This window comes from Lysinibacillus sp. CTST325 (genome assembly GCF_054665055.1).
On record NZ_BAAFHO010000012.1, the window covers coordinates 1 to 25,016 of the forward strand.

General features: G+C 37.5%; 30 protein-coding genes, 16 tRNA genes, 2 rRNA genes and 1 pseudogene. 36 read left to right on the forward strand and 13 right to left on the reverse strand.

From position 1 onward, the window contains the following. The 18 genes from ACYQ73_RS21070 to ACYQ73_RS21155 form a co-directional block, all read left to right on the forward strand. A 23S ribosomal RNA gene (locus ACYQ73_RS21070) occupies positions 1-155 on the forward strand; the annotation flags it as partial. A gap of 117 nt (positions 156-272) precedes the next feature. Continuing rightward, positions 273-388: ribosomal RNA gene (gene rrf / locus ACYQ73_RS21075) — 5S ribosomal RNA — on the forward strand. A gap of 16 nt (positions 389-404) precedes the next feature. Then, a tRNA-Asn gene (locus ACYQ73_RS21080) sits at positions 405-481 on the forward strand. A 5-nt stretch (positions 482-486) separates the two neighbouring features. Further along, positions 487-578: transfer RNA gene (locus ACYQ73_RS21085), tRNA-Ser, on the forward strand. Positions 579-608: 30 nt separating this feature from the next. Further along, positions 609-683: transfer RNA gene (locus ACYQ73_RS21090), tRNA-Glu, on the forward strand. A 14-nt stretch (positions 684-697) separates the two neighbouring features. Further along, positions 698-773: transfer RNA gene (locus ACYQ73_RS21095), tRNA-Val, on the forward strand. A 25-nt stretch (positions 774-798) separates the two neighbouring features. Further along, a tRNA-Met gene (locus tag ACYQ73_RS21100) sits at positions 799-873 on the forward strand. Between the two features lie 4 nt (positions 874-877). Beyond that, positions 878-953: transfer RNA gene (locus tag ACYQ73_RS21105), tRNA-Asp, on the forward strand. A 15-nt stretch (positions 954-968) separates the two neighbouring features. Continuing rightward, positions 969-1,044: transfer RNA gene (locus ACYQ73_RS21110), tRNA-Phe, on the forward strand. Positions 1,045-1,052: 8 nt separating this feature from the next. Next, positions 1,053-1,128, forward strand: a tRNA-Thr gene (locus ACYQ73_RS21115). A gap of 10 nt (positions 1,129-1,138) precedes the next feature. Next, positions 1,139-1,222: transfer RNA gene (locus tag ACYQ73_RS21120), tRNA-Tyr, on the forward strand. A 13-nt stretch (positions 1,223-1,235) separates the two neighbouring features. Continuing rightward, positions 1,236-1,309, forward strand: a tRNA-Trp gene (locus ACYQ73_RS21125). A gap of 32 nt (positions 1,310-1,341) precedes the next feature. Further along, positions 1,342-1,417, forward strand: a tRNA-His gene (locus ACYQ73_RS21130). Positions 1,418-1,452: 35 nt separating this feature from the next. After that, positions 1,453-1,528, forward strand: a tRNA-His gene (locus tag ACYQ73_RS21135). 4 nt (positions 1,529-1,532) lie between these two features. Beyond that, positions 1,533-1,607: transfer RNA gene (locus tag ACYQ73_RS21140), tRNA-Gln, on the forward strand. Positions 1,608-1,612: 5 nt separating this feature from the next. Further along, a tRNA-Gly gene (locus ACYQ73_RS21145) sits at positions 1,613-1,687 on the forward strand. Positions 1,688-1,695: 8 nt separating this feature from the next. Continuing rightward, positions 1,696-1,769 (forward strand) — tRNA-Cys (locus ACYQ73_RS21150). A 47-nt stretch (positions 1,770-1,816) separates the two neighbouring features. Continuing rightward, positions 1,817-1,897, forward strand: a tRNA-Leu gene (locus ACYQ73_RS21155). Positions 1,898-2,254: 357 nt separating this feature from the next. Here ACYQ73_RS21155 and ACYQ73_RS21160 read toward each other — a convergent pair. Next, positions 2,255-3,076, reverse strand: coding sequence for a DUF2785 domain-containing protein (locus ACYQ73_RS21160; RefSeq protein WP_460014265.1), 822 nt, complete (start codon positions 3,074-3,076; stop codon positions 2,255-2,257). 252 nt (positions 3,077-3,328) lie between these two features. On the opposite strand from ACYQ73_RS21160, the gene ACYQ73_RS21165 reads away from it, so the two are divergent. The 6 genes from ACYQ73_RS21165 (at position 3,329) to ACYQ73_RS21190 (ending at position 7,644) form a co-directional block, all read left to right on the forward strand. Next, positions 3,329-3,583, forward strand: a complete 255-nt coding sequence (locus tag ACYQ73_RS21165; protein WP_460014387.1) for a condensation domain-containing protein — start codon at positions 3,329-3,331, stop codon at positions 3,581-3,583. Next, positions 3,580-3,882 carry a hypothetical protein gene (locus ACYQ73_RS21170; protein WP_460014266.1) on the forward strand — a complete coding sequence of 101 codons (303 nt, stop codon included), beginning with the start codon at positions 3,580-3,582 and terminating at the stop codon, positions 3,880-3,882. The genes ACYQ73_RS21165 and ACYQ73_RS21170 overlap by 4 nt, the downstream gene beginning before the upstream one ends. Before the next feature lie 605 nt (positions 3,883-4,487). After that, the gene (gene thpR / locus ACYQ73_RS21175) at positions 4,488-5,069 is read left to right on the forward strand and encodes an RNA 2',3'-cyclic phosphodiesterase (protein WP_460014267.1); all 582 of its coding nucleotides are present in this window, start codon (positions 4,488-4,490) and stop codon (positions 5,067-5,069) included. 171 nt (positions 5,070-5,240) lie between these two features. Beyond that, entirely contained in the window at positions 5,241-6,275 is a 1,035-nt protein-coding gene (locus ACYQ73_RS21180; RefSeq protein ID WP_460014268.1) for an ABC transporter permease, read from the forward strand. 1 nt (position 6,276) lies between these two features. Beyond that, a complete protein-coding gene (locus tag ACYQ73_RS21185; protein ID WP_460014269.1) occupies positions 6,277-6,963 on the forward strand; it encodes an ABC transporter ATP-binding protein in 687 nt (228 codons plus the stop codon). Between the two features lie 396 nt (positions 6,964-7,359). After that, positions 7,360-7,644 carry a hypothetical protein gene (locus ACYQ73_RS21190; RefSeq protein ID WP_460014270.1) on the forward strand — a complete coding sequence of 95 codons (285 nt, stop codon included), beginning with the start codon at positions 7,360-7,362 and terminating at the stop codon, positions 7,642-7,644. Between the two features lie 253 nt (positions 7,645-7,897). On the opposite strand, the gene ACYQ73_RS21195 is transcribed toward ACYQ73_RS21190, so the two are convergent. The 3 genes from ACYQ73_RS21195 to ACYQ73_RS21205 are packed head-to-tail and all read right to left on the reverse strand — an operon-like array spanning position 7,898 to position 10,014. Further along, positions 7,898-8,704, reverse strand: coding sequence for an SDR family NAD(P)-dependent oxidoreductase (locus tag ACYQ73_RS21195; protein WP_460014271.1), 807 nt, complete (start codon positions 8,702-8,704; stop codon positions 7,898-7,900). Between the two features lie 18 nt (positions 8,705-8,722). Then, positions 8,723-9,418 carry a GDSL-type esterase/lipase family protein gene (locus ACYQ73_RS21200; protein ID WP_460014272.1) on the reverse strand — a complete coding sequence of 232 codons (696 nt, stop codon included), beginning with the start codon at positions 9,416-9,418 and terminating at the stop codon, positions 8,723-8,725. Next, complete coding sequence (locus ACYQ73_RS21205; RefSeq protein WP_460014273.1) at positions 9,415-10,014, reverse strand: TetR/AcrR family transcriptional regulator; 600 nt, start codon at positions 10,012-10,014, stop codon at positions 9,415-9,417. Before ACYQ73_RS21205 ends, ACYQ73_RS21200 begins: the two co-directional genes overlap by 4 nt. Before the next feature lie 450 nt (positions 10,015-10,464). On the opposite strand from ACYQ73_RS21205, the pseudogene ACYQ73_RS21210 reads away from it, so the two are divergent. The 3 genes and pseudogenes from ACYQ73_RS21210 (at position 10,465) to ACYQ73_RS21220 (ending at position 11,570) form a co-directional block, all read left to right on the forward strand. Further along, a pseudogene (locus ACYQ73_RS21210) lies at positions 10,465-10,808 on the forward strand (VOC family protein). A gap of 40 nt (positions 10,809-10,848) precedes the next feature. Continuing rightward, positions 10,849-11,130 (forward strand): S-layer homology domain-containing protein, encoded by a 282-nt coding sequence (locus ACYQ73_RS21215; RefSeq protein WP_460014274.1) that lies wholly within the window; start codon positions 10,849-10,851, stop codon positions 11,128-11,130. A 53-nt stretch (positions 11,131-11,183) separates the two neighbouring features. Then, entirely contained in the window at positions 11,184-11,570 is a 387-nt protein-coding gene (locus ACYQ73_RS21220; RefSeq protein WP_460014275.1) for a hypothetical protein, read from the forward strand. A gap of 20 nt (positions 11,571-11,590) precedes the next feature. Here the strand turns inward: ACYQ73_RS21220 and ACYQ73_RS21225 are convergent, their stop codons facing one another. Next, positions 11,591-12,340 (reverse strand): arylamine N-acetyltransferase family protein, encoded by a 750-nt coding sequence (locus ACYQ73_RS21225; protein ID WP_460014276.1) that lies wholly within the window; start codon positions 12,338-12,340, stop codon positions 11,591-11,593. A gap of 195 nt (positions 12,341-12,535) precedes the next feature. Here ACYQ73_RS21225 and nagB point away from each other — a divergent pair, with 195 nt between their 5' ends. Beyond that, positions 12,536-13,249 carry a glucosamine-6-phosphate deaminase gene (gene nagB / locus ACYQ73_RS21230; protein ID WP_460014277.1) on the forward strand — a complete coding sequence of 238 codons (714 nt, stop codon included), beginning with the start codon at positions 12,536-12,538 and terminating at the stop codon, positions 13,247-13,249. A gap of 101 nt (positions 13,250-13,350) precedes the next feature. Here the strand turns inward: nagB and ACYQ73_RS21235 are convergent, their stop codons facing one another. The 5 genes from ACYQ73_RS21235 to ACYQ73_RS21255 are packed head-to-tail and all read right to left on the reverse strand — an operon-like array spanning position 13,351 to position 14,297. Next, a complete protein-coding gene (locus ACYQ73_RS21235; protein ID WP_460014278.1) occupies positions 13,351-13,596 on the reverse strand; it encodes a hypothetical protein in 246 nt (81 codons plus the stop codon). Beyond that, positions 13,572-13,781, reverse strand: coding sequence for a hypothetical protein (locus ACYQ73_RS21240; protein WP_460014279.1), 210 nt, complete (start codon positions 13,779-13,781; stop codon positions 13,572-13,574). The genes ACYQ73_RS21235 and ACYQ73_RS21240 overlap by 25 nt, the downstream gene beginning before the upstream one ends. Next, positions 13,757-13,945, reverse strand: coding sequence for a hypothetical protein (locus ACYQ73_RS21245; RefSeq protein ID WP_460014280.1), 189 nt, complete (start codon positions 13,943-13,945; stop codon positions 13,757-13,759). Before ACYQ73_RS21245 ends, ACYQ73_RS21240 begins: the two co-directional genes overlap by 25 nt. Next, positions 13,921-14,130, reverse strand: a complete 210-nt coding sequence (locus ACYQ73_RS21250) for a hypothetical protein (RefSeq protein ID WP_460014281.1) — start codon at positions 14,128-14,130, stop codon at positions 13,921-13,923. The genes ACYQ73_RS21245 and ACYQ73_RS21250 overlap by 25 nt, the downstream gene beginning before the upstream one ends. Then, positions 14,106-14,297 carry a hypothetical protein gene (locus ACYQ73_RS21255; RefSeq protein ID WP_460014282.1) on the reverse strand — a complete coding sequence of 64 codons (192 nt, stop codon included), beginning with the start codon at positions 14,295-14,297 and terminating at the stop codon, positions 14,106-14,108. The genes ACYQ73_RS21250 and ACYQ73_RS21255 overlap by 25 nt, the downstream gene beginning before the upstream one ends. Before the next feature lie 98 nt (positions 14,298-14,395). Between ACYQ73_RS21255 and ACYQ73_RS21260 the strand changes: the two genes are divergently transcribed. Next, positions 14,396-15,298: a S66 peptidase family protein gene (locus ACYQ73_RS21260; protein ID WP_460014283.1), complete on the forward strand. Its 903-nt coding sequence runs from the start codon at positions 14,396-14,398 to the stop codon at positions 15,296-15,298. A gap of 45 nt (positions 15,299-15,343) precedes the next feature. After that, positions 15,344-15,745 (forward strand): cytidine deaminase, encoded by a 402-nt coding sequence (locus ACYQ73_RS21265; protein ID WP_460014284.1) that lies wholly within the window; start codon positions 15,344-15,346, stop codon positions 15,743-15,745. 95 nt (positions 15,746-15,840) lie between these two features. Here ACYQ73_RS21265 and ACYQ73_RS21270 read toward each other — a convergent pair whose 3' ends face one another. After that, positions 15,841-17,427 carry a catalase gene (locus ACYQ73_RS21270; RefSeq protein WP_460014285.1) on the reverse strand — a complete coding sequence of 529 codons (1,587 nt, stop codon included), beginning with the start codon at positions 17,425-17,427 and terminating at the stop codon, positions 15,841-15,843. Positions 17,428-17,674: 247 nt separating this feature from the next. Between ACYQ73_RS21270 and ACYQ73_RS21275 the strand changes: the two genes are divergently transcribed. From ACYQ73_RS21275 to ACYQ73_RS21295, 5 genes are all read left to right on the forward strand, one after another. After that, positions 17,675-18,169 (forward strand): hypothetical protein, encoded by a 495-nt coding sequence (locus tag ACYQ73_RS21275; RefSeq protein ID WP_460014286.1) that lies wholly within the window; start codon positions 17,675-17,677, stop codon positions 18,167-18,169. Positions 18,170-18,903: 734 nt separating this feature from the next. Next, positions 18,904-19,911, forward strand: a complete 1,008-nt coding sequence (locus ACYQ73_RS21280; RefSeq protein WP_460014287.1) for a medium chain dehydrogenase/reductase family protein — start codon at positions 18,904-18,906, stop codon at positions 19,909-19,911. Between the two features lie 16 nt (positions 19,912-19,927). Further along, on the forward strand, positions 19,928-20,341 hold the full coding sequence (locus tag ACYQ73_RS21285) for a MerR family transcriptional regulator (protein ID WP_460014288.1): 414 nt from the start codon (positions 19,928-19,930) through the stop codon (positions 20,339-20,341). A 458-nt stretch (positions 20,342-20,799) separates the two neighbouring features. After that, positions 20,800-21,402: a hypothetical protein gene (locus ACYQ73_RS21290; protein ID WP_460014289.1), complete on the forward strand. Its 603-nt coding sequence runs from the start codon at positions 20,800-20,802 to the stop codon at positions 21,400-21,402. Positions 21,403-21,820: 418 nt separating this feature from the next. Next, positions 21,821-22,486 (forward strand): hypothetical protein, encoded by a 666-nt coding sequence (locus ACYQ73_RS21295; protein WP_460014290.1) that lies wholly within the window; start codon positions 21,821-21,823, stop codon positions 22,484-22,486. Positions 22,487-22,596: 110 nt separating this feature from the next. Here ACYQ73_RS21295 and ACYQ73_RS21300 read toward each other — a convergent pair whose 3' ends face one another. Together ACYQ73_RS21300 and ACYQ73_RS21305 are read right to left on the reverse strand one after the other, a co-directional pair. Then, positions 22,597-23,106: a hypothetical protein gene (locus ACYQ73_RS21300; RefSeq protein WP_460014291.1), complete on the reverse strand. Its 510-nt coding sequence runs from the start codon at positions 23,104-23,106 to the stop codon at positions 22,597-22,599. Between the two features lie 18 nt (positions 23,107-23,124). After that, positions 23,125-23,814: a B3/B4 domain-containing protein gene (locus ACYQ73_RS21305; RefSeq protein WP_460014292.1), complete on the reverse strand. Its 690-nt coding sequence runs from the start codon at positions 23,812-23,814 to the stop codon at positions 23,125-23,127. Between the two features lie 59 nt (positions 23,815-23,873). On the opposite strand from ACYQ73_RS21305, the gene queG reads away from it, so the two are divergent. Beyond that, the gene (queG, locus tag ACYQ73_RS21310; RefSeq protein WP_460014293.1) at positions 23,874-25,004 is read left to right on the forward strand and encodes a tRNA epoxyqueuosine(34) reductase QueG; all 1,131 of its coding nucleotides are present in this window, start codon (positions 23,874-23,876) and stop codon (positions 25,002-25,004) included. Positions 25,005-25,016 lie beyond the last annotated feature (12 nt).

The following is a 25,016-nucleotide window of genomic DNA, read 5'->3' on the forward strand; positions in this document are numbered from 1 at the left end:
CTGAAAGCATCTAAGCATGAAGCCCCCCTCAAGATGAGATTTCCCATTACGCAAGTAAGTAAGATCCCTCAAAGACGATGAGGTAGATAGGTTCGAGGTGGAAGTGTGGTGACACATGGAGCTGACGGATACTAATCGATCGAGGACTTAACCAAAAAAGTTTGAAACATTCAATGCACCGTTTATCCAGTTTTGAAAGAACAAAAACTATTAATAAAATACTTGCATACATAATGGAAATATGTTATAATAAGTATTGTCTTTCAAAATAGTCTAGTGATGATGGCAAAGAGGTCACACCCGTTCCCATACCGAACACGGAAGTTAAGCTCTTTAGCGCCGATGGTAGTTGGGGGCTTCCCCCTGTGAGAGTAGGACGTCGCTAGGCTATATGATAAAAATATTCCGAAGTAGCTCAGTTGGTAGTAGCACCTGACTGTTAATCAGGTTGTCGCAGGTTCGAGTCCTGCCTTCGGAGCCATTCTTGGAGAGTTGTCCGAGTGGCCGAAGGAGCACGATTGGAAATCGTGTAGGCGGTTAACACTGTCTCAAGGGTTCAAATCCCTTACTCTCCGCCAGCACTTTAAGGATTTTTCATTCCAAACGATGGCCCCTTGGTCAAGTGGTTAAGACACCGCCCTTTCACGGCGGTAACACGGGTTCGAATCCCGTAGGGGTCACCATTCAATACCCAGATGGAGGATTAGCTCAGCTGGGAGAGCATCTGCCTTACAAGCAGAGGGTCGGCGGTTCGAGCCCGTCATCCTCCACCATTATTTTAATAAATCACCTTATTATCGCGGGGTGGAGCAGTGGTAGCTCGTCGGGCTCATAACCCGAAGGTCGTTGGTTCAAATCCGGCCCCCGCAACCAAAATGGTCCCGTGGTGTAGCGGTTAACATGCCTGCCTGTCACGCAGGAGATCGCCGGTTCGATCCCGGTCGGGACCGCCATTTTTTAAAAAATATGGGTCAGTAGCTCAGTTGGTAGAGCATTAGATTGAAGCTCTAAGTGTCGGCGGTTCGATTCCGTCCTGACCCACCATATTTTTCGCCGGTGTAGCTCAGTTGGTAGAGCAACTGACTTGTAATCAGTAGGTCGTGGGTTCGACTCCTATCGCCGGCACCATGGCATTACCGGAGGGGTAGCGAAGTGGCTAAACGCGGCGGACTGTAAATCCGCTCCTTAGGGTTCGGCGGTTCGAATCCGTCCCCCTCCACCAGTTTTATTTTAATAGGGGCATAGTTCAACGGTAGAATAGAGGTCTCCAAAACCTTTGGTGTGGGTTCGATTCCTACTGCCCCTGCCAATTAATTTAAAATAATAAAATATAATAATATGGCGGTTGTGGCGAAGTGGTTAACGCACCTGATTGTGGTTCAGGCATTCGTGGGTTCGATTCCCATCAGTCGCCCCATTTTCAATAAAATTAATAAATACAATATAACAATGGCGATTGTGGCGAAGTGGTTAACGCACCGGATTGTGGTTCCGGCATTCGAGGGTTCGATTCCCTTCAGTCGCCCCATTGTTGGGGTATAGCCAAGCGGTAAGGCAACGGATTTTGATTCCGTCATGCCTAGGTTCGAATCCTAGTACCCCAGCCATTTTTGCGGAAGTAGTTCAGTGGTAGAACACCACCTTGCCAAGGTGGGGGTCGCGAGTTCGAACCTCGTCTTCCGCTCCAAATATGACGGCGGCATAGCCAAGTGGTAAGGCACAGGTCTGCAACACCTTTATCACCGGTTCAAATCCGGTTGCCGCCTCCATATTTTATTACTCAATCGGTGTATCCGATTTTTTTTATCTCCATTATGCCGGTGTGGCGGAATTGGCAGACGCGCACGACTCAAAATCGTGTTCCTTTGGAGTGTCGGTTCGACCCCGACCACCGGTATCATCACGTACATATATGTTACGTTTAGTAAGTTTGAAAAGCTCACAAACCTTGATAGTACAGGGTTTGTGAGCTTTTTTCATTTTTGGGGATACGATAGGAAACGATAAGAGTCGAAATTATTTTACACACATTTTACACATAGACAGATTCATTTTATACAAGCTGCGATCTGGGAAAAAGGGATTGATTAAGGGAAGCAAAACAAAAAGAACGGAGATCCATCTGAATCCCCGCAAATCAAATTTTCTGTGAAAAGTGTGAAGTAAAAATGCCCCCTGAGGCCTATTGTTTGCCTGTTACCACATTTGAAGTGGAGACGGGCAAGTGCGGGTGCTTTCCCCCCATTTTTTTAAATTAGGAATAGTATACTTTTTCTACTTTATATAATGTATGCTCGATAGTCGAGCAGAGAACGGCATCCACTTTGTAAAATTTAACTCGAAAGTATAAACTTTTCAAAAAGTTCTTTATATTATTTTTTTGCTTAAAGGCAGGGAGAAATTCTGAATTTTTCTCCACATCACCAAAACTTTGAATCCATTGCTCTACATAAGTCTGACTAAGTATTTTTCTATTTAAAACACTAATTATGGATTTTACCATTCTCTCATCTTCTCCATCGGAGTAAATTCGATCTGTTATGGTCATCTTTTCGTAAACCAAATCGAGGATAGTTAAGAGGTCATTTTTATCCAGTTCGGAACATTGAGCCAAATCTTCTAAAGCATCTGCTGCATGGGCTATAGCATGAGCCCAGCCTTTTTCCTCGTCATACCCACGGTAATCTCGCTCTTCTTTTACATTGTAAAATACTTTCTCTTTTATCTGATGAATTTGCTCTCTTGAGAGAAATGGTGATTCTCTATGCCTCATGAAGAGGAGCGGTATGACTAGCATGGAGAAAGATCGAGTGAAGACAGAGTCTGTATTTGTTTCACCAAGCTTAAAAAGCAAATGGTTTTTATCCAAAATAACCGGTAGAAGTTGTTCTAGTTCGTTTGCTGTTAGAGAATTATCAGGAATCCAATGTGATAACGTTGTATAAATTAGCTCATCACGTAGTTGGGGATCCAAAGAACCGATGTTATTTATCATTTCTAGTATCAACTGGAATGTATCGGTGGGTGCTTGGTACCCATTTTCTTTTATTAATATCAACTTTTCTTTTAAATTCATTTTACACGCTCCTACTAGAAATTTTTCTGAACTAACTTTTTCAAGGGTTTCTACTGACTATACGGCTTCTTTCGTACCCTTCTTCCCTTACTATAAGGTACAGATAGGATCAGAGACAATCCGCAATAGCAGAAAGGAATAAATTATTTCCAAGCGGTTTATTTCCTGATAAAATCCATAAAATTCCGCCTCCTTCGATTGTATTTTATACGAAAACTTGCTATCTAAAAAACTTCCCCACCCGATTTTAGGATAAAGAACCCATATAATGAGCTTAAAAAAGGGATTGATTTAACAACGGAACCATTAAGAATCCGTCTGGTAAATGGCGCCAATGAAAAAATCATGATATTAACCTATCACCATATTTTATGGGATGGATGGAGTAGTGGAATCCTTATAGATAGCTTTACTAGATTATGTAATGAAATCGAAGTTGATAAAGAGTTACCTTCAAAAATAAAAGTAACACCTTGGCGAGAGTATATTAAATTAGTTAGAAATTGAGACATAGATGGAGAAAAAAATACTGGGCTAATTATCTTGATGGCGTTGAGCGAAATGAAATCTTTCCCCAGTCTACTCACAATAAACATATAGACAATAAAAGCCATAGAGAAACATTTTATATCGAAGATAATGATTATAAAATTCTTAAAAACGCTTGTATACAAAATAAGCATACTTTAGCAGGATGGATTCATAGTGGGTTGGTACCGAAAGAAGGTGTATTCAAAGATAGTATAGAAATAAAAAGCAAAACACAAAGAGGAGAAAGTTTGGAAGAATGTCTCAGCAAGAATTAGCAGAGAGCAACATGTACTTGGATTATGATTAGTCCCAATGCAGAGCATACATGTGGAGAAATCTGGACAAAGCGAAATTGTCGATAAATAATTTGTAAAATATTGTATAGACCCCCTTGTTAAAAAATAAGAAAAGATTGTTTGAATATAAATAAAAAGGCTAGGTTCTACTATGATAGCACCTAGCCAATTACTTAAACCCACAGCACCAATGTGTTGCCACATACACTCCACGCATGTTGAGTGTAGACACAAGAGAAAACATTTATATTTTTTATCTGAAAAACCCAGCAAATCATTTCACACAATTTTTACACATTACAACCAGATATCCTTGATATATAAGGCTTTCGGAACCATTCCCTGTCCCGACCACCGGTATCATAGAATGAAAGACTTCAACGATTATGTTGGAGTCTTTTTTGTATTCAAAAATAATAAGGCCCACTCTGCTAAAAAGCAAAATGGGTTATTTAAATGGAAGACATGTATTACTTTTATCTAGAGAGTCTTTCATATATACATTAGAACCTTATCATTTTAGCGTAGTAGTATGGTTAAATTATTGTAGGAAAAGACATAATGCCTGATAAGTAGCATTTATGATGAATAGAGAGGGTATGATTATGAACAGACACTTTTTTATTGCAGTTCCACTTCCTTCAGACATTAAAGCAGCTCTTCATGTGAGATGTGAAAAAATGAAAACAGACTTTCATTTTAAACGATGGGTTCATCAGGAAGATTATCACATCACTTTGGCTTTCTTAGGTCATGCGGATGAAGAGCAATTACAAGCTGTAATGAATGAAGTGAGGGGTAATTTTCTGAATGTTTTTCCATTCGAATTAAAAATTCAGGGGTTCAATACTTTTGGAAGAAAAGAATATCCAAGAATTTTATGGGCCGATCTGCTCGAATCGCAGCAATTAAGTGTTGTGCAAGAAATAGTATACCGAGATTGTATTAAGGCTGGATTTGAATTAGATAAGAAGCCCTTTGTCCCCCATATAACTGTTGCAAGAAAGTGGGATGAAGCATGCGGGAAAATTCCGTTAGAGGCATTGATGGAAGATAATTTTCAGCTTCCTAAATTTCTAGTAGAAGAAGTGGTTTTGTACGAATCAAAAATAGAGGAAACCCCGAAATATTATAAAAAAGCTGTCATTCGTTTAGAGGGCCAATAGATCTGTCAAAAGCCTACTATAATAATAATGAATATTACAATAAGCTCGTAAACCTTAAAAAAGGTTTATGAGCTTTTTTACTGAAACTATTTCATTTTTAATAATTAGTTCATCTTCCGTTCATTTAAGGATTTTATGCTAAGGATGTAAAAAGGAATGGAGGAGTTAACGATGAATCTTGCGTGGAAAGAAATTAAGAAGAATAAAGTAAGATTTTTAATATTAGGTTCAATTGTTTTTCTAGTTAGTTTATTAACTTTTATTATTTCTGGTTTAGCGAACGGATTATCACAAGATAATGCCGCTCTAATTAAGGATTTGCCACAAGGTCAATTTTATATGAATAAGGATGCAGATCAAACTTATAATCTGTCAAAAATAGATAACAGTACACAAAATGAAATATTGAGCAAAGAAAAAGATGCAGTAGCTTTTTCATTACAAATGGGCTTTTTAAATGATCAGGACGATAAGCAACAAAGCGTTGCCTTTGTTACATCGACCGCTTCAGATTTATTTGAAAATGTGAAACATGAGGAAGTTATATTAGACAGCTCAATGAAAGATAAAGGAATTAAAGTAGGAGATACATTAACGAATAATCAATTTAACGGCAAGTTTGTAGTAAAGGGATTTGTTGACCAAAAGAAATATAGTCATGCTCCTGTTGCCTATATTAATAAAGAGGATTATAAAGAGATTTACCGTGTAGATGAAATGCAGATGATTTTCGTACCAGACGGAGATTCTTCAAAAGAATTTGCTGGATTAAAATCATTTTCTAATAAAGCGTTTCTTAATACAATTCCAAGCTATAATGCAGAACAAATGTCTTTAAATATGATTGTATGGTTTTTAGTAGTCATTAGTGGGATGCTGTTTGCTATCTTCTTCTATATGATGAATGTTCAAAAAATTGGTTTATACGGAATTTTGAAAGCCATTGGTGTGAAAACGAGTAAATTATTCAAAATGATATGGACACAGATGGCTATCATTACAGTTATTTCACTTATTTTGTCGGTAGCTTTTAGCCAAGCATTTAATCTGATAGCGCCAAAAGGAATGCCTTTCACTTTAACAATTGCGACAACAACGCAATTATCGATTGTATTCCTAATTATTGGATTTATTGGTGCTACAATTTCAGGCATCCAAATTAAAAAAATTCAACCATTACAAGCGATACAGCAAGGAGAGGCTTAGCATGACTTTATTTAAAATCGATGAAGTTAGAAAAACGTTTAAGAATGGCGAGGTAGAAGAAGAAATACTTAAAGGGATAGATCTTTCTCTAAATGAAGGGGAAATAACAGCATTGGTCGGTGCATCTGGATCTGGTAAGAGTACACTTCTGACAATAGCTGCTGGACTTCAGCCTGCAACAGATGGGTACGTTATATTTGAAGGAAAAAATATGTCCACTATGGTCTCTGAAGAGGTTCGAAAAGTACGAGCAAGTGAATTTGGATTTGTCTTTCAGTTTGCACACCTTGTACCTTTTCTTACAGTTGAGGAGCAACTACTGCTAATGCTAGATGTTTCTGAATCAAAATTAAAGAAGCAGGAACAAAAAAATGAAGTTAATCGAATACTAAAATTAGTAGGGATGGACCATCGAAAAATGGCTTATCCTTCGTCATTGTCAGGTGGCGAGAAGCAACGTGTTGCCATTGCCCGAGCAATCATTCATAAACCGAAAGTTCTTTTCGCAGATGAGCCAACAGCAAGCTTAGATTCACAAAGATCAAAAGAGGTTATGTTGCTAATTAGAGATTTGACTAAAACGTTAAACATTACTACTTTAATGGTGACACACGATGAAGAAATGCTTGCTTATACGGATCGTATTATTAAAATGAGCGACGGTGTCATTTTGCAAGATGCCATTTAGATTGAATCGTAAAAAACACAACCACATTTATTGATGGTTGTGTTTTTTGACATCCGTCGGAGGCTTTAGGCCAACAGATGTTTTTTTCGCGAAAGCGTAGTGTTAACGCAGCGTCAGCAGCACCGATGTTGGTCACTTAGTCGTGTGTTGTTGCTGTCGCTTCGCTTTCTCACAGATAAATTGCCACAAGACGTGGCGTTCTTAGTCTGAGTTCCTCTATTTCAGCAGGTGTCCAAACACCAGCTGAAAGAAGTTAAACAGGCTCCATCATGTTAAGCTGATTTTCCTTTCCGTCTGGGCGCAATTTATAGATATTTTTAATAAGCCTAGTGTTATGTTACCAAACCACTAAACTAATGAAGCATATTATAGAAGGAAAGAGGGAGGTGATTTGAAATGGCGTTTGTCATTGCTTTATTGATAGTATTAGTTGGTTTAATAGCGGGATTCCAATTAACTGAAGGAAGGTCAGAGAAAGGGAATTACATCGTTTGGGGTATCATTACAATGATAGCGTTTGCACCGTTCTTATCTTTTGTAATTGGCGTAATGTATGGAATAGTGGTTAAAAATAGTTGGGCAACATCGATTATGATGTTTTTATCTCCTTTAATTTTTGTTATAGGGTTAATTATATTACTTTTAGGTATTTATAAAAATGATAAAGGAAAGTTTAAATAACTAGCTATTTATCTTTGAAAAGGGGTTATTCCGTTCAATGTTTTAGTTATCTTAAATATAAAGGTAAAAAGCCGCAAGATTCCTACAAATTGTTTTTGAGATGAAGTGTAAATGAACATGTAGCGAAGGAGACATATGCCTTCGAGTCCAACATCCTATTTCTTGCCCTGATGCGGCTCGTGCCTTGCCGGCGGAAAAACATAGCGGTTTTTTACCATCTGGAAGAAAGCTTTTATGAAAATGTTTATGTTAATCAAGCTTTTCGACTTACTTTACAGACCATTCTCATTAAAGCCCTGTGTAACGAAGGGAAGATCGTAAAGACAACATCCATAGTTTTACGCATTGGCATAGGACAGATAATAGGTTTATTTTTGTGTACGCCTGCAATAGTGATTTTAGCTAGTTGCTGTGGAGACATCATTTTTTGCTTTTTCAATTGTTTGGACATCACTGATTTATCGATATTAATAGCTGTTGCTTTATCGAAAATAGGTGTATCAACAAAAGTCGGACATAGCGTACTTACCTTGATGCCAAATTCCTCAGCCTCATAGTGTAGTGATGTCGTTAAACCCACGACAGCATGCTTTGTAGTTGAATATGCCGCAGATATAGGAGATGGCCCCAGCCCTGCTGCTGATGATGTATTAATGATATGTCCAAAACCTTGTTTTTTCATGATTCGATAGCCAACTTGAGTACCATATATAACGCCCCATAAATTAAGATCCACAATGTTTTTCCATTCGTCCATAGACATATCATACATTTCACCATACATAGCTATACCAGCATTATTAAATAAATAATCTAATCTTTGAAATTCCTCATAAGCATTTGTAATAACACGCTCAACACTTTTGTAATCGGTTACATTTAATTCAACAAATCGAGCATTTAAAGTTTCTTTATTTAATTCTGCCTCTAGAAGACGTCCATCATGTTCGTTGATATCTGCAATAATAACAAATACATTACGACCTACTAACTCTTTGCAGATAGCCTTCCCTATACCTGATACACCACCAGTAACAATCGCAACCCTTCTCATATTCATCACCTCTCATATGACTTCCTAATGGGCGGTAGCTTCTTGCAATTGAAGCTGTTCAATGACAGCTGTGTATTCCCCCACGACAAGTTCAGCTCCTTTACTATTTAAATGAACGCCATCTAATGTTAAATGTAGCCCTCTCTTTTTAGATAATCGGTCAATTCTCAAAGGATTTTTATAAAACAATACATCTTTCATTACTCGCATAACATTGGCGTTCATATAATCCGAACTATTAACTTGTTCTAAGTGATGCTCAAACACCTCTTGCATATTTAAAAAGCTAACATTTGCATATTTAGAGGAGATGGATTGAATAATAGAGGAGAGCTCTTTTAATTCCTTATTAGGAGTGTTTTTTATTGTCTCTCCTATTAAAGCTGGTGTTACTAAAACGACATGTTTAGAGGATGCTAAAATCATTTCTAAACAATTTACATAGTAATCTTTAAATTCTTGATGATCTTTTGTAACTGGCTGAGCCTGCACTTTCAAAAGTTTAGCATAGACATCGTTGACACCAATCCAAAGAAAGCTAAGGTCATAATAAGTAGCTAGCTTCGATTTCTCCAAACGACTGTGTAAGCTTTTCACTGTCTCACCTGGTTTACCTAGATTGTCAAATTCGATTTGTTGATGTTTTGTTGTTAGTAGTTTAAAAAATGAAACACCTGGTCGACCTTTTGTTAAGCTGTCTCCTATACATGCAATTTTCATTTATATCCCACCTTTTTTATCTCCTTTAAAAAAATAGTTATTGCCTGATTAAAGAGTGGTTCTAGTGCTTTCAGCTCCTGAGTATTTGTAAGCTGACATAATCCCCCTAGCCATGTGCCTAATAGAACTGTCCACTCATCAATATTTCCATGAACAAATTCCCCTTTATCGGTTCCTTCTTGAAGAATCGTACGATAAGCATCCATCGGTACAATCGCTAAATTGTATAGTTGTTGCACTGATTCAGGGCTCGATTTTGGATTGGAAGCTAGCTCTTGCCCTGATCTTAATAAAGGTGTTTGGTAATGATAGAGAACATGCATGGCCATGCCATATAATTTTTCTGTTGCCGTGGAATAGGTACATTCTTTTTGCAGCCATTTGTTGTGCCAATCTTGCATTGTTTGTTGCGCTAAAAGAACAAAGAGCTTTTCTTTGTTTTCAAAATGGTAATAAATATGTCCTTTGCTGTAGCCTGAAGCGGTTGAAATATCTCCAACTGATGTTTGATTATAGCCTTTTTGAGAAAACAAACTAACCGCATGTTCCATAATTTCAACTTTTGCTTTCTCGCTATCATAACGTCTTTTGTTCAATGATTTACCTCTTTTAACTTTTTTCAGCGAATGTCCAAACATCCGCTGAAAGAAGTTAAAGCCTCCGGCGGATGTCACGGAATCAGAAAGAAGTGCTTAGAGGATGTTAGCCTAAAATCATCGCATCCATGCGATAACGGCTAACTGACCTGCATCGTGCAGGCCTAAGCACAAAGCCGATTCCACACGCAATTATGCCGAGGCATAATTGAACATTTGAACGTTCGTTCTAATTTAATTATACAATATTTTACTATTTAATGAATAGTTAAATACCTAAGTCATTATGTTTTTAACAATTGCATAATACCACGGCTCATCCGACGCCCACAGGAACCGCCTAGTCGGAAAGGAAATCAACTCCACATTATGGTGATGAAATTAATGGAGGAAATATCCATCAAATTGTTGAACGATAAATAATGATTTAAAAATTAGGAGGGGAATTAGATGGGGAGAGTAATAGGGTTTGAATTGAATAGTCAGGAACCTGAAAAAGCTGCTGAGTTTTATGCCAAGGTTTTTGGTTGGGAGGTAGCTGCACCTAATTGGGAATATTGGGGTGTAACAACCGGGCATGATAAAAAATCTGGGATTAACGGCGGTATTGCTAAGGGCCCACATGACTATCCTTTTGGAACACGTATTAAGTGGATTCTATTGATGGAGCTATTTCGAAAGCTAAACAGAATGGTGCCATCATTGTTCGTGACAAAATGGAATTCGATGAGTTTTATCTTGCCTATATGGTAGATCCGACTGGGCTTGGCTTCGGCTTAATTCAAAACAAATAAGTTAATTAATAAGTCTCTGTAAACGATTGCGGAGGCTTTTTTGTTAACTAATCACAAATTAAAGGGATCTGAGACGAGCTATTTCACTGATGTTTCAGCTAAGACAAGAGGCTATAAGGAAATCTCAGTAATTTTTAGTAACAATATAGTAAGAGGGTATGATGATGGTTCATTTAAGTCAAATTTACCTTTAACGCGGGCTCACTTTTCAGCATTTTTAGCTCGTGCATTAACGCTATCAAATCCGAATTTATTAAAAGATACGGCGTTTGACTACACGTATTCGTATTATTCATTGAAAGAAAAAAACACTATAAATTAAAATATCAGTATAGTCATTATGATGATAAGAATGATGTGTGGACAGTTACCGATATGAGTTCAAATAAGGTGTTTAATAATGAGCTTTTATTTAGCGATGGTGAGGTTTATGGTCAAGGGGTTGACCGTGATTATGATTTATTTTACGATTTATACTTCGAAATACCCCTTAGAATTGGCGTGATTCAACATGAGGTTGATAGCGGGGTAATTTCAGGAATCCGTCTTACTGTTAAATCAACAGATGGTACTGTCCAAGCAGGTGGTGTCGATTATAATAATGTAATTGTTCTAGAAGAAAAGTCCGTATACAGTGATGGAGTTTCAAGATATTACTTTGTTGATGGGATTGGTTTAGTTAAGGAGCTTTACAATGATGTTGTTGTTTATGAGTTGCTCGATCGTACAGCCAATCAAAAGGAAAAGCAAGTCTCCTATTAAATGAGGAGACTTGCTTATTGTCATGAAGTATCTATTGAAATATGAAAAAAACGATGAAGTGCTTGTCGCCATTCATTTTCGTTATGAGTCGTATAAGTAGTTAAGGAGTACCCCTCGTAAATTCGAAATTCATTATTAAGCATTGTATGTCGGCCACGAGGAGTACGAATCATCGCGATTTTATTTTTTTGCTTAGAAAGTCTTGGTGCAAACTTTGCATCGTTAGCGTCATCAAAAAAACTATAAAGTAAACGCCAATTATTCTTTGTTAGTTCGTACAGCATCCAGCCGTTCGCTTCATCTCGTTCAATTTTATAAAGTTCATTACCTTCACGGTGTTGATGCCCAGCTATTAGTGGAACTGGCTTACAGGGAGCTAGTGCACCTACACCAACATCTGAAATATATGATTGGCCATCGAAATTGACCAGCAATAGCTGATGCATAGGTACATCCTCAACAGGTGTATCTGCTTCATTGTTGCGCCAAAATTGTGCGTAACGGTTGGTTACAGAAAAACCAAGTTCGCGAAGCAGCCAACTAAATAAAATATTTAGTTCAAAGCAATTACCTCCGCGAAGATGAATAATGATTTTTTGAAAAAGGTCAGGGATAGCGAAGGAGATGCCATGTTTTAAGGCAACATCTAGGTTCTCATAAGGAATGGTATGTAGATGTTTGGTTTGGAGCTGACCAAGTAGCTTAATAGATGGCTCTAAAGATCCTTGAAATTGAATAAGCTTTAAATATTGCTTTATTTGTGAATTCATAAAATCGCCTCACTTCCTTACTAAATAACATAACCGAAATGGTTTGAGAATACACGTGAATAATATAAAGAAAATAATAGAAAAGAAGGTAAATAACTTGTAAAATGAAAATATTAACTACTATTAAGAGAGATATTTCCTATTATTTTAGTTAATAATAATGATTGTAAGGTAGGTATACGAATGACAAGCGAAATGAAATGGTTAGAAGTAAATTCATACGATGAAATGAGCGAAGTAGCAGCGGATATATTCACTAAACAATTACAAGTAAAACCAACAAGTATTTTAGGATTAGCGACTGGTGGTTCTCCTGTAGGAATGTATAAGGAATTAGTGAAACGCCAGCAAGCTGGAAATATATCTTTTAGCGATGTGATTACCTTTAACCTAGATGAATATGTAGGTCTCGATCAAACAAGTCCGGCAAGTTATTGGACATTTATGCATGAAAACTTATTCAATCATGTAGATATTACGGAAGAAAATATACATTTACCAAATGGTAAGGCAGAAAACTTAGATGCTGAGTGTGCGGCCTATGATGCTCGAATTAAGGAAGCGGGAGGAATTGATCTGCAGCTTCTAGGCATTGGCGTTAACGGACATATTGGCTTTAACGAACCGGGTACATCTTTTGATTCAATGACTAATATAGTAGAGTTAACTGAATCTACACGCACAGAAAATGCAATTTATTTTGATAACTCTAAAGATGTACCGACACATGCTATTACAATGGGCATTCAATCTATTATGAAAGCCAAGGAAATCGTGTTAATTGCATTTGGTGAAAAAAAACTAGAGGCTATAGAAAAATTAAAAAGTGGTATCATCACTGAAGATTTCCCAGCAAGTCAATTATTAAATCATCCAAATGTAACGATTATTTACGGCGGAACAAAATAAGAATTAAGCGTAGACTTTGTATTATTTGAAATCTACGCTTTTTTATTTTGGTGTGCAGAGCGACGGAAAGAAGAGCTCAAGTGACTGATGAAAAGCGAGAGCTACGGATAGAAGGGCCAAGGTGATGGATGGAAACTAGAGCGACGAAAGGAAGAGCCGAAGTGACGGAAAGAAGAGCCGAAGCGACGGAAAGAACAGTCAAAGCGACGGAAAGAAGAGCCAAGGTGATGGATGGAAATCAGAGCGACGGAAAGAAGAGCTGAAGTGACGGAAAGAATCACCAGAGCGACGGATAGAACAGTCAAAGCGACGGATAGAACAGTCAAAGCGACGGAAAGAAGAGCCAAGGTGATGGATGGAAACTAGAGCGACGGAAGGAAGAGCCGAAGTGACGGAAAGAATCACCAAAGCGACGGAAAGAAGAGCCAAGGTGATGGATGGAAATCAGAGCGACGGAAAGAAGAGCTGAAGTGACGGAAAGAATCACCAAAGCGACGGATAGAACAGTCAGAGCGACGGAAAGAAGAGCCAAGGTGATGGATGGAAACTAGAGCGACGGAAGGAAGAGCCGAAGTGACGGAAAGAATCACCAGAGCGACGGATAGAACAGTCAAAGCGACGGAAAGAAGAGCCAAGGTGATGGATGGAAATCAGAGCGACGGATAGAACAGTCAGAGCGACGGAAAGAAGAGCCAAGGTGATGGATGGAAACTAGAGCGACGGAAGGAAGAGCCGAAGTGACGGAAAGAATCACCAAAGCGACGGAAAGAAGAGCCAAGGTGATGGATGGAAACTAGAGCGAGGGAAAGAAGAGCTGAAGTGACGGAAAGAATCACCAGAGCGACGGAAAGAACAGTCAGAGCGACGGAAAGAAGAGCCAAGGTGATGGATGGAAACTAGAACGACGGAAAGAAGAGCCGAAGTGACGGAAAGAATCACCAGAGCGACGGATAGAACAGCCAAAGCCGTGGATAGAAACGTCAAAATGGCGGATAGAACAGCCAAAATCGTGGATAGAGCCGTCAGAGCGACGGAAAGAACCATTCATCCGGAAATTTAAATTTTATCAAAACTAACTTCGCCATTAATCAATGCTACAATATTATCTATATGCTAGAATAAGAAAAACTTATAGGAGGGATTAGGGTGAAAAGTACCGTACCACATTTACAAAAGGGAGATACAGTTGGTCTTGTGGCTTTATCTAGTCCAGCACAGCCCGAAAAGCTAGGAGATGCTATAGCCTTTCTTGACGATTTAGGTCTTAACTATATAATTGGGGATACCATTCAGGCAAAGCACGATTACCTAGCAGGTAGTGATGAAGAGCGTCTGGCTGATTTTCATGAGATGGTGAGAAATCCAGAGGTGAAGGCAATTTTTTGTGTTAAGGGGGGCTATGGCTCTGCACGCATTGCGGAAAAGATTGATTACGGACTGCTTGAGGAATATCCAAAAATCTTCTGGGGCTTCTCTGATCTTACATATTTACATTGCGCGATTAACGAATATGCCAATTTAGTGACGTTTCATGGACCGCTACTGATGTCTGTAGGAAGAATTGATGATTTATCAAAGAGAATGTTTTTACAGCTATTTTCACCGATGGAATTACAGTATACGGAGGATATTTCCCCATTAACAACGATTGCACCTGGTATAGCTCGTGGTGAGATTATTGGTGGAAATTTACGTCGCCTTGTTAACACATTAGGTACAAAATTTGAAGTTTGCACGGAAGGTCGTATTTTATTGATTGAGGAGCTTGGAGAATCTATCCCAAAAATCGATTCGATGCTGCAGCAATTAAAGCAGGCGAGAAAGCTTGAGCAGCTAGCCGGTGTTGTTATCGGTTCCTTTACGCAAACAGAAGCGGATGAAGCGGCAATATTTGCTTTAATGAGGGATTATTTTGAAGATATAGGCGTTCCAGTTGTAGCGGGCTTTAAAATTGGCCATGATTCAACGAATATTGCAATTCCATTAGGCGTAGATGCTATTTTAGATGCACAGGAAAAGGTACTAAGGATTTTGCCTGGTGTGCATTAACAAGAAGCATTTTATGTTAAATTAATTAAAAACAGGGGGAAGAAGATGGATATTGAGCGAAAATTATATCAGTCGGTGGTAGAATTGATCGAAAAAAGATACCCTTCTGGTTGGGGTGGTGCGGCAGCAATGTATACTGAAGATGGTCAGATTTTAACGAGCGTAGCACCAGACGTTATTAATGCTTCTACTGAATTGTGCATGGAAACTGGTGCAATACTTGAAGCGCATAAACTTAATACGAAGGTTACTCATAGTATTTGTATTGCCAGAGAAAACGAAAATTCAGTATATACTGTGCTAACTCCTTGTGGTGTATGTCAAGAAAGGCTTTTTTACTGGGGTGAAAATGTAAAAGCGGCTATCACTAATCCGAATGGTGAATTGATATTTAAAACACTGAAAGAAATACAACCATATCATTGGTATAAAGCATACGAAAAATAATTAAAAAGTTTCTTCTATTATAATGAAGAATAACTTCTGCTGCTAAATAAAAGACATTACATATTTGTTGTGAAAATATGTAATGTCTTTTTGCTTTAATAAGGCTCTGCGCCATGGCCTTTATCTACAGCCTTTTTAGGGGCTTCATCGCCAGCAATATTGCCAAGTGGCTTTGATGAAGATGAATCATTTCGAGATTTTTGTAAACCTTCTTTTAACAAACGACCGTATTCTTCATCTGCTTCTTGTGCTAATGCAATCATTGCTTCTTGAATGGCTATATGACAGACTGCTAAATCACGAATTAAGTTTTCAAGGAGCTCATCTCGTTCCCATTGCTCAAAATTGCGATATGTTTCTCCAGCTTGTTTCGTATTACTTTGCCGATCAATTGATTCTCGAACAAGATTGCCTTCCACAAGTGGTGTATATTCCTTAGCCGCTTGAGTAGCTTCCTTTAAACCATTTAACATCGAGGGTTCATAGTTTATATGAGGATTTTGCCCCGGAGCTAAATCACGTTTATACATCATTTGACCACCGTTTTGATTGGTTGCTACTCGTTTTTTAGGTGCATTGATAGGGAGTTGTAAATAGTTTGCACCTACACGATGACGCTGTGTATCAGAATAAGAGAAGGTACGACCTTGTAGCATTTTATCGTCCGAGAAATCCAATCCGTCCACAAGCACTCCTGTACCGAAAGTAGCCTGTTCAACCTCAGCAAAATAATCTTCTGGATTTTTATTTAACACCATCTTACCAACCGGATACCATGGGAATTGATCATTAGGCCAAAGCTTCGTATCATCTAATGGATCAAAATCAAGCTCTGGATGTGGGCCATCCTCCATAATTTGGACGTTAAGCTCCCATTCAGGATAATCATCATTTTTAATGGCATCATATAAATCTTGTGTGGCATGATTGAAATTTTTCTTTTGGATTTCTTCTGCTTCTTTTTGTGTTAAGTTTTTAATGCCCTGTAAAGGTTCCCAATGATATTTAACAAGGACCGCTTTGCCTTCATTATTGACCCATTTATACGTATTAACGCCAGAGCCTTGCATCATTCGATAATTAGCAGGAATACCCCATGGTGAATAAACGAATGTCACCATATGGAAGGATTCTGGTGAGCTTGCACAGAAATCAAAAAAGCGTTCAACGTCCTGAATATTTGTAATCGGATCAGGCTTAAAGGCGTGAATCATATCAGGGAATTTCATAGCATCGCGGATAAAGAAGATTTTTAAATTATTGCCGACTAAATCCCAGTTACCATCCTCAGTATAGAATTTTACAGCAAAGCCTCGTGGATCACGTAATGTCTCTGGTGAATGACCACCATGAATAACTGTTGAGAAGCGCACAAAAACAGGCGTCTGCTTCCCCTTATCTTGAAATACTTTTGCTCTTGTATATTTAGAAATAGGCTCATCCCCGACAACACCGTATGTCTCAAAATAGCCATGTGCCCCTGCACCTCGCGCATGAACAACACGCTCAGGAATTCTTTCGCGGTCAAAGTGGCTTATTTTTTCTATAAAATCATAGTTTTCAAGGGTTGCAGGTCCTCGATTACTGACAGTTCGAATATTTTGATTGTTAGTAATAGGGTGCCCCTGTCGATTTGTCAAAGTCATGTCATGCTCGTTTGTTGAATCATGTTGGTTTGTCATTGTTTAACCCCTTTCTTTTAGATAAAGTCATTCTGTCCATGCTAGGGGAGAAATAGACATAAAAAAACTTCTGCATGTGATATCTATTCCTTCCAGCAGAATGCAGCAGCTAAACGAGTAGGGGCGATTGTAATCTATTTATTAGATTAGTATTTTATAATTAAAGTGAATTGGTATATTTACAGATAATCATTATTTAAACAGTAAATAAGAACATCAATTTTTAAAAAGGAGGGAGAGAATTTTCATGAAGAAATTGATAGGAATAGTAATTGTGATAATAGTACTTATTGTTTTTATAGGGTTCTTTTGGATAAAGAGTTTTGTGAATAGTGATCCATCGGAAATTGTCTATTCATATGAAGAACGCTGGGGAATCTCAATGCCTTTACCAAACAAAGTAACGGAATTATGGACTGAACCTTTTGCAGCAAGAGGGGACGGTGCATGGGTAAAATGCCTCGACTTTACAAATCAAAATACTTCATTTACTCAAAATATGATTAAAGTAACGGAAACAAATCAAAAAGAAGCGAGACAATACGTATCGAAATTTATTTCAAATAGCATTAACTCTTATTCAGACGATAATAAAGTAAAGATTCAAAACGTATTTCAAGATATTAATATAAATGTGGATATAGGGGATTATTATTATTATAAAAACAGAGGGAACGATTATTTCATTTGCTTGTATAAAGTAAATGAACAAGTTGTGTACACATTTGAATGGCATCAATAAACGAAATATACTTTGACTAATTCCCGCAAATGAAAGAATAGTAGCTATTCAAAGTATAAAAATTGATAGATGAGATCAAAGGCTTCTGAAACAATATTTAAACTAAATGAAGGTTGCTCCATTTTTAACGATTTTTTTATGTGCTTATTACCAAGAGAGTTTTCGGAAGACTTTAAAAAAGGAGATGGAAAATGCTACATACTGGATTAAAATATGTTGGGTTTTTGACCATGTTAATTTTTGGTGGAATCTTTTTGTATAAGATGGTTTCTTCATGATGAAATATTGTTAGATCAATTAATTGCCTTTGTAATAGGGGCAATCTTCTACGTTGCTTCTTTATTCGTTAAGGCAAAATGAGGTAATTATATGCAAATAAAAAGCTCTCCTACACACAAGGTGTAAGAGAGCTATTGGATGGCGTTTTCAAATAATAGTGAAGTTGTTTGAGTATGGCCATTGCTTATAGTTGGTTATTAGTCATTGGTCATACAGTAACAGGTAACTTGTCATTGGTTTCGTTGAAGTTAGCTCCAAAAAGCTAGTTTTGAAAACAGCACATCCAATTCGCTATGAAGTCTCATCGACCCCATAAATCTATTGTATACAGTTTCAGGGAAATCGTCTATGCAATAAAACTTTAAACTTTGGCTGATGCTAAATAGATTCCTTGACTTAGAGTTTACTCTAACAAATATAATACAAACATCTTTATTGAGAGGAGATGTTTTGATTTGAATACACGAGTAATTGTAACTCGATACGGAGGACCTCAAGTTATTGATGTGATAGAGGAACCCTTACGAAAACCTGAAAGAGGGGAAATTCGCGTTAAGGTCCAAGCAGCAGGAGTTGCACTTGCGGATATTATGAGAAGAGAGGGAAAAGTTCCGCTATCTCCTATACCTCCCTTTACTCCAGGATATGACGCTATTGGAATTGTTGAAGAGTTGGGAGAAGGCGTGCAAAAATATTTGATAGGGGATAAGGTAGCCGTCTTTTTTAACGGAACGGGTGGCTATGCATCTTATGTGTACGCGATGGACGATGAGGTTGTCGGGATTCCTGCTCATATCGATTCCGTAACGGCGGTTGCTGTGATCTTAAATTATGTGACAGCCTATCAAATGCTTCACAGGATTGCAAAGGTAGCTGAGGGAGAACGTATCCTGATTCACGGGGCAGGTGGAGGGGTTGGTACTGCATTGCTTGAGCTTGGAAAGTTAGCGAAATTAGACATGTATGGCACGGCTTCTTTGACTAAACATTCAATTGTATCCCAATACGGCGCCATGCCGATTGACTATCGAAACGAAGATTTTGTAGATACTCTTCGTATCCAGGCTCCTGAAGGTATGGATGTTGTATTTGATCCAATAGGAGGCCGGAATTATGTGCGTTCGATGAAAACCTTAAGCAAGAATGGCCGTTTCATAGGTTACGGCTATACGTCTATTCTTCAGCAAGAAGATTCAGAAGAATGGACCAAAGAATGGGAAAGTCTGGCTAAAAATCAAACTACAGAGAAAGGTAATCCTATCTATCTTTACTCTATAACCTCTTTAAAAAAAGAAAGATTAGATTGGTTTAAGGAAGATGTTCGCTCCCTTCTCACATTGTTAGAGGAAGGGAAAATCAATCCCTTAATCTCTTACAGATTTCCTTTAAGGGAAGCGGCACATGCACAAGAATTGCTTGAAAATTCATTATCGGTAGGAAAGGTTGTTCTTATATGTGAATGAAAGGGGACAAAACCTAATGTACTCAATTGGTGAAATATCGAAATTAACAGGTATTTCTGCATATACACTTCGTTATTATGAAAAAATGGGTCTCTTACCTAATCCTTATCGTTTGGATGGGAAGCAAAACGGGATTCGGCAATATAATGATCAGGATCTTCGCTTTATCCAATTTATTTATGGATTAAAGCAAACAGGAATGAAGCTAAAGGATATTACTTTGTTTGCTGAAGATGGCTGTCTATTAACACAAAATGATCAAGAAATAGAAGGTATCCAGGAAATTTTACACAAACGGATTGAACTATTAAATAAACATGTTAATCTACTAGAGCAACAATTGGAGCAATTGGAAAACGTGATGACTCTTGCCAATGAGAAAAGAAATTTTTACTTAGCTATGCTAAATGATCGACTTCCAAATCCGTAAAGACATTTTAACTTCTTTTAGGAGAAGTTAAGCTTCCGGCGGATATCACGGGATCAGAAAGGAGTTGTTAGCCTAAAATCATCGCATCCATGCGAAAACGGCTAATTGACCTGTATCGGTGGCACTGCCCCTATGTTTTCACACAAAAGACATCTATTGCTTCTGCTACGTTAGCACTGAGCTTTCGCAAAAAATAGACTATCAAAAGCGTTTAGCCACTATTGGTTGAACGCTTTTTTATATGCATTAGATTTAGTTCAATATGTAACAAGGTCCTTTATTTTACTTAAAATGTCGAAAAATGACGAAAAATAAAGGTGGAAATGGACGCCTTATTTTGTCAGAATTGTAGTAGGATAATATGATATAGTAAATCAGGAAATTTTTTCATTGAATTCTATTTCATTAAATCTAATAACGTATATTTTTATGATATGCATTCGGAGGGAATAAAGGTAATGAAGAAAGTTTTATTATTACTTCTAGCAGTTATGCTAGTTGGATGTTCTGGAGAAGGAACAGAGAAGAAAAAAGAGGCAGATGTAAAAAAAGAAGAGGTTGTTACAGTAAAATTTGAAGAAGTCGATACTGAATCAAAAGCTACAGTTGAAAAGTTTGCCAAAGAATACAATGAAAAGCTTACTTTATTTAAACAGGTTCAACCTATAGGATTAGACATGATTCCAGAACCTGTAACGAATGAACTTAATGATTTCTCACAAGTTCTATTGGAAGCTGATTTTAAAGAATATAAGGGCCATTATAAATTAGTTGCTAAATACAATAAGGATAAAAAAATAATTGGATATAATCTTTCTGTTCAAGGACTCCCTGAAAAAGAAGTAAATGATGAGGGAGAAGAATGGGCAGAAGGGATGACTTCAGCTGTAATAGTTGCTCAAACACTAGGATTAGATTTGGGTAAATTCACCGAATCATTAGCTAAAGCTGAAGAAAATAGAGACACTCATTCTTATACTGATTCTGCATATAAGGTAACTAATCTTTGTACTGAGGTCGATGCAGGAAAATTTGAATTTAAATTTGAATTAACTAAGTAGAACAAAAAGCATCTCTAATGAACTACATCTCAATTGTGTCTAACAATTGCAATGCAGATCAAGAGATGCTTTTTTGCTTTGCTGTATTTATTTTAATTGATTTAGAGCTATACAAGTCTTTTTTGCTTATTAATAGGCTTGAGAAGCGATGAAACCTCGGCTTGTCTTTTGTATTTGCTTTTGTGTAATTGAGATTTTAAAAATTGGTATTCTATATATTATTATTCCATAAAACCTTAATTTTACACAAAATGTCGAAAAATGTTGAAATAAAGGGTGGAAACAGAAACTTTATTTTGTCAGAATTATAATAGGATGATGCAATATAGTAATTTAAGTATTTTTTGCACTGAATTCTATTTCATTGAATCTAGTAACGTATATTTTTATTGATATACATTCGGAGGGAATAAAGGTAATGAAGAAAGTTTTATTATTACTTCTAGCAGTTATGCTAGTTGGATGTTCTGGAGAAGGAACAGAGAAGAAAAAAGAGGCAGATGTAAAAAAAGATCAGGAAACAAAAGAAGCGGTCGTAAAGGAGGAGAAAGTCGTTCCAATAAAATTTGAAGAGGTTGATCCTGAATCAAAGGTTGCGGTAGAAAAGTTTGTTAAAAAATACAATGTCAGAGCTGATATATATAAACAGAATCCAGTAGATGGAATTGTAATAGCAAAAATGCCAGAACCAATAACTAGTGAATTGAATAAAGAGGAAAATATTTTCTCACAAATCTTATTGGATACTGATTTTAAAAAACATAAGGGTCATTATAAAATAGACGCTAAATATAATGAGGATAAAAAAATAATTGGATATAATATTTTTATAGAAGGAATCCCCGCAACCGAATTAAATGAAGATGAAAATGGAGGAGAATGGGCAGAAGGAATTATATCCGCTATGTCAATTGCTAATGCACTAGGATTGAATATAGATAAATTTGACGAAGAAAGTGATATTGCTTTTGACGAGGAAGTAGCTTATACATATACTGATCCTAACACTAAGACTAATGTAACTTTTCTGTTTGCTGATTGGGATATAGGGAAATTTGAAATTAAATACGATTTAAGTAAGTAGAACAAAAAGCATCCCAAAGCTGCACCCCGAATTGTTAAACACAATTGGAGGTACAGCTCAAAAGGATGCTTTTTTTATTGTATTTCTTTTTTAGAAATTGGCGCTCAAGATTAAAAATAACGAGAATCATCGAAGTTAATTTCAACACTATAATTCTTTGCATTGATCAGATTCGATAATTTATGGGCATCTTTTTCTAATATAATAGCACGTTCGCGGTACTCATCTGGCTCATACATAGCAATTTCATAAAGCATTGTATTTTCACCATAACCCATGCGTACACTCTCTTTTTCATGCATACTAAACTGTTTGCATAGCTCAGCATCTGCGCGGAGCTGTGTTGCGAACTCAATCGCTTCAACTAACGCTAGTTTGTCACCTTTAAAGTCTACTGTGTTTTTTATATTTGCTTCATATACTAAACGATCCAATGTACGAACATCGAGACGTACTTGAGCTAATTCAGCTTCAATTACTTTCATAGAGCGATTACTTGTTTTGGGTGATTGTCCTTTTTCAACAGTTACAAAAGCGCTACGATGTAATTCGCCAACGAGCTCTTGAACTTTTTTTGCTAAAATACTTTTTAGCTTAACGGCTTCTGCAAGATTAATCATGAAAACACGTCCTTCCTTTTACAATGTAGTAGATGGTGCTGCGTTTGTTAATAAGGCCATTTTATAATCGCCGCCATGAATTTGATTAAACATCTTACCTGCAGATGAAAGAAGCTCTTTCGCACTTTCTTCTGACAACGATGGGCGGAGGTAGAAGATATGTAAAGCCTCGGTCGTTTCCTCTGTAACAGACGTACGTTTAGAATCGACAAATGGTGACCCAAATGCTCCTTCAGTATCACAGCTATAAAGGATATTTTTTAATGCATTAAAACGACCATTTAAGCCCTCATAGCCAGTTTCCTCATTGCCAAGTGCGATTTCTATATTTCCTTTTAGATTAGCTACATCATATAAGCCTACTGGAATCTCATATTGGAGGGAGAAGAAATTATTTAAATCAACACCAGAGTGAAGTGGTGTTAAATAATTTTGCTTACTAATTCGGCGCATTAAACTTTCTGCTGAGTGACGATAGCGGTTCGGATCTGCACCAAGCTTTTTCCATAGTTGTCGCCATTCTGCAATACCCTCTCGTTGCGTTACAGGATTATCTTGCATTTCTAAAAAGAGATTTTCCTGATACAATTGCATGCGACCTTTAATCATTTGAGGAGATTCTGCAACGACAATTTTGGTATAATGAATAATGCCGATTTTAAGCTCGGGATGTTGTGTCAATAGAGATTGATTAATTGAAATGTCCATAAAACATCACCTACTTTATCTATTTCTATTATTGTACCATGTAAGGAGTTGGAAATGAAATGAACATACATGACCTACAACGTGAATTTGTGGCGTATGCAATGTCCATTGGTGTAGATAAAATTGGCTTTACAACAGCAGCTCCATTTACAGAATTAAAAAATAGACTGCGTCGTCAGCAAGAGCTTGGCTATCAGTCTGGCTTTGAAGAAAGTGATATTGAAAAACGTACCGAGCCCCTACAATTGTTAGAGGGAGCAGAGAGCATTGTGGCGATAGCTGTCGCATATCCGTCGCGTATGCAAAATGCACCTGTTGGCAAGAAGGGAGCAAGACGCGGGATTTTTTGCCGTGCTTCCTGGGGGATCGATTATCATACAGCATTACGTGAGCGCTTGAAATTATTATCAGCCTGGCTTGAGGAACGCATAGAAGGTGTTCGTATCGAATCAATGGTTGATACGGGGGCACTTGTCGATAGGGCAGTTGCGGAACGTGCAGGGATAGGTTGGAGCGGAAAAAACTGCTCGATCATTACGCCTGAGTTCGGTTCCTATGTATATTTAGGAGAGCTAATCACGAATATCCCTTTTGCTCCGGATAAGCCTATGGAGGATGAATGCGGGGATTGCCGCTTATGTTTAGATGTTTGTCCAACTGGTGCGTTAATCGAAGGCGGACAGCTAGACTCTCAACGTTGTATAGCCTTTTTAACACAAACTAAGGGAATGCTACCTGATGAGTTTCGTACCCATATTGGTAATCGTTTGTATGGCTGTGATACATGTCAGACCGTATGCCCAAAGAATAAAGGAAAGATTAACTGGATGCATGAGGAATTTAAACCTGATCCAGAGCTTGCAAAGCCATTACTTGTGCCACTTTTGACAATTTCAAATCGTGACTTTAAAGAAAAGTTTGGACATGTTTCTGGTTCATGGCGGGGGAAAAAGCCAATTCAACGCAATGCTATTTTGGCACTTGCACACTTTAAAGAAGAAGCTGCGGTCCCAGATTTAGTAGCGCTTCTTGAAAAGGATGAACGACCTGTAATTCGAGGAACAGCCGCATGGGCTTTAGGTAAGATAGGCGGGGAGCAAGCTCAATCTGCATTACTTAAGGCAAAAGTAAAAGAACAAGACGAGGAAGTACTCGTTGAAATTAATAAAGGTTTACAATTTTTTAGTTAAGGAAGTGTACCG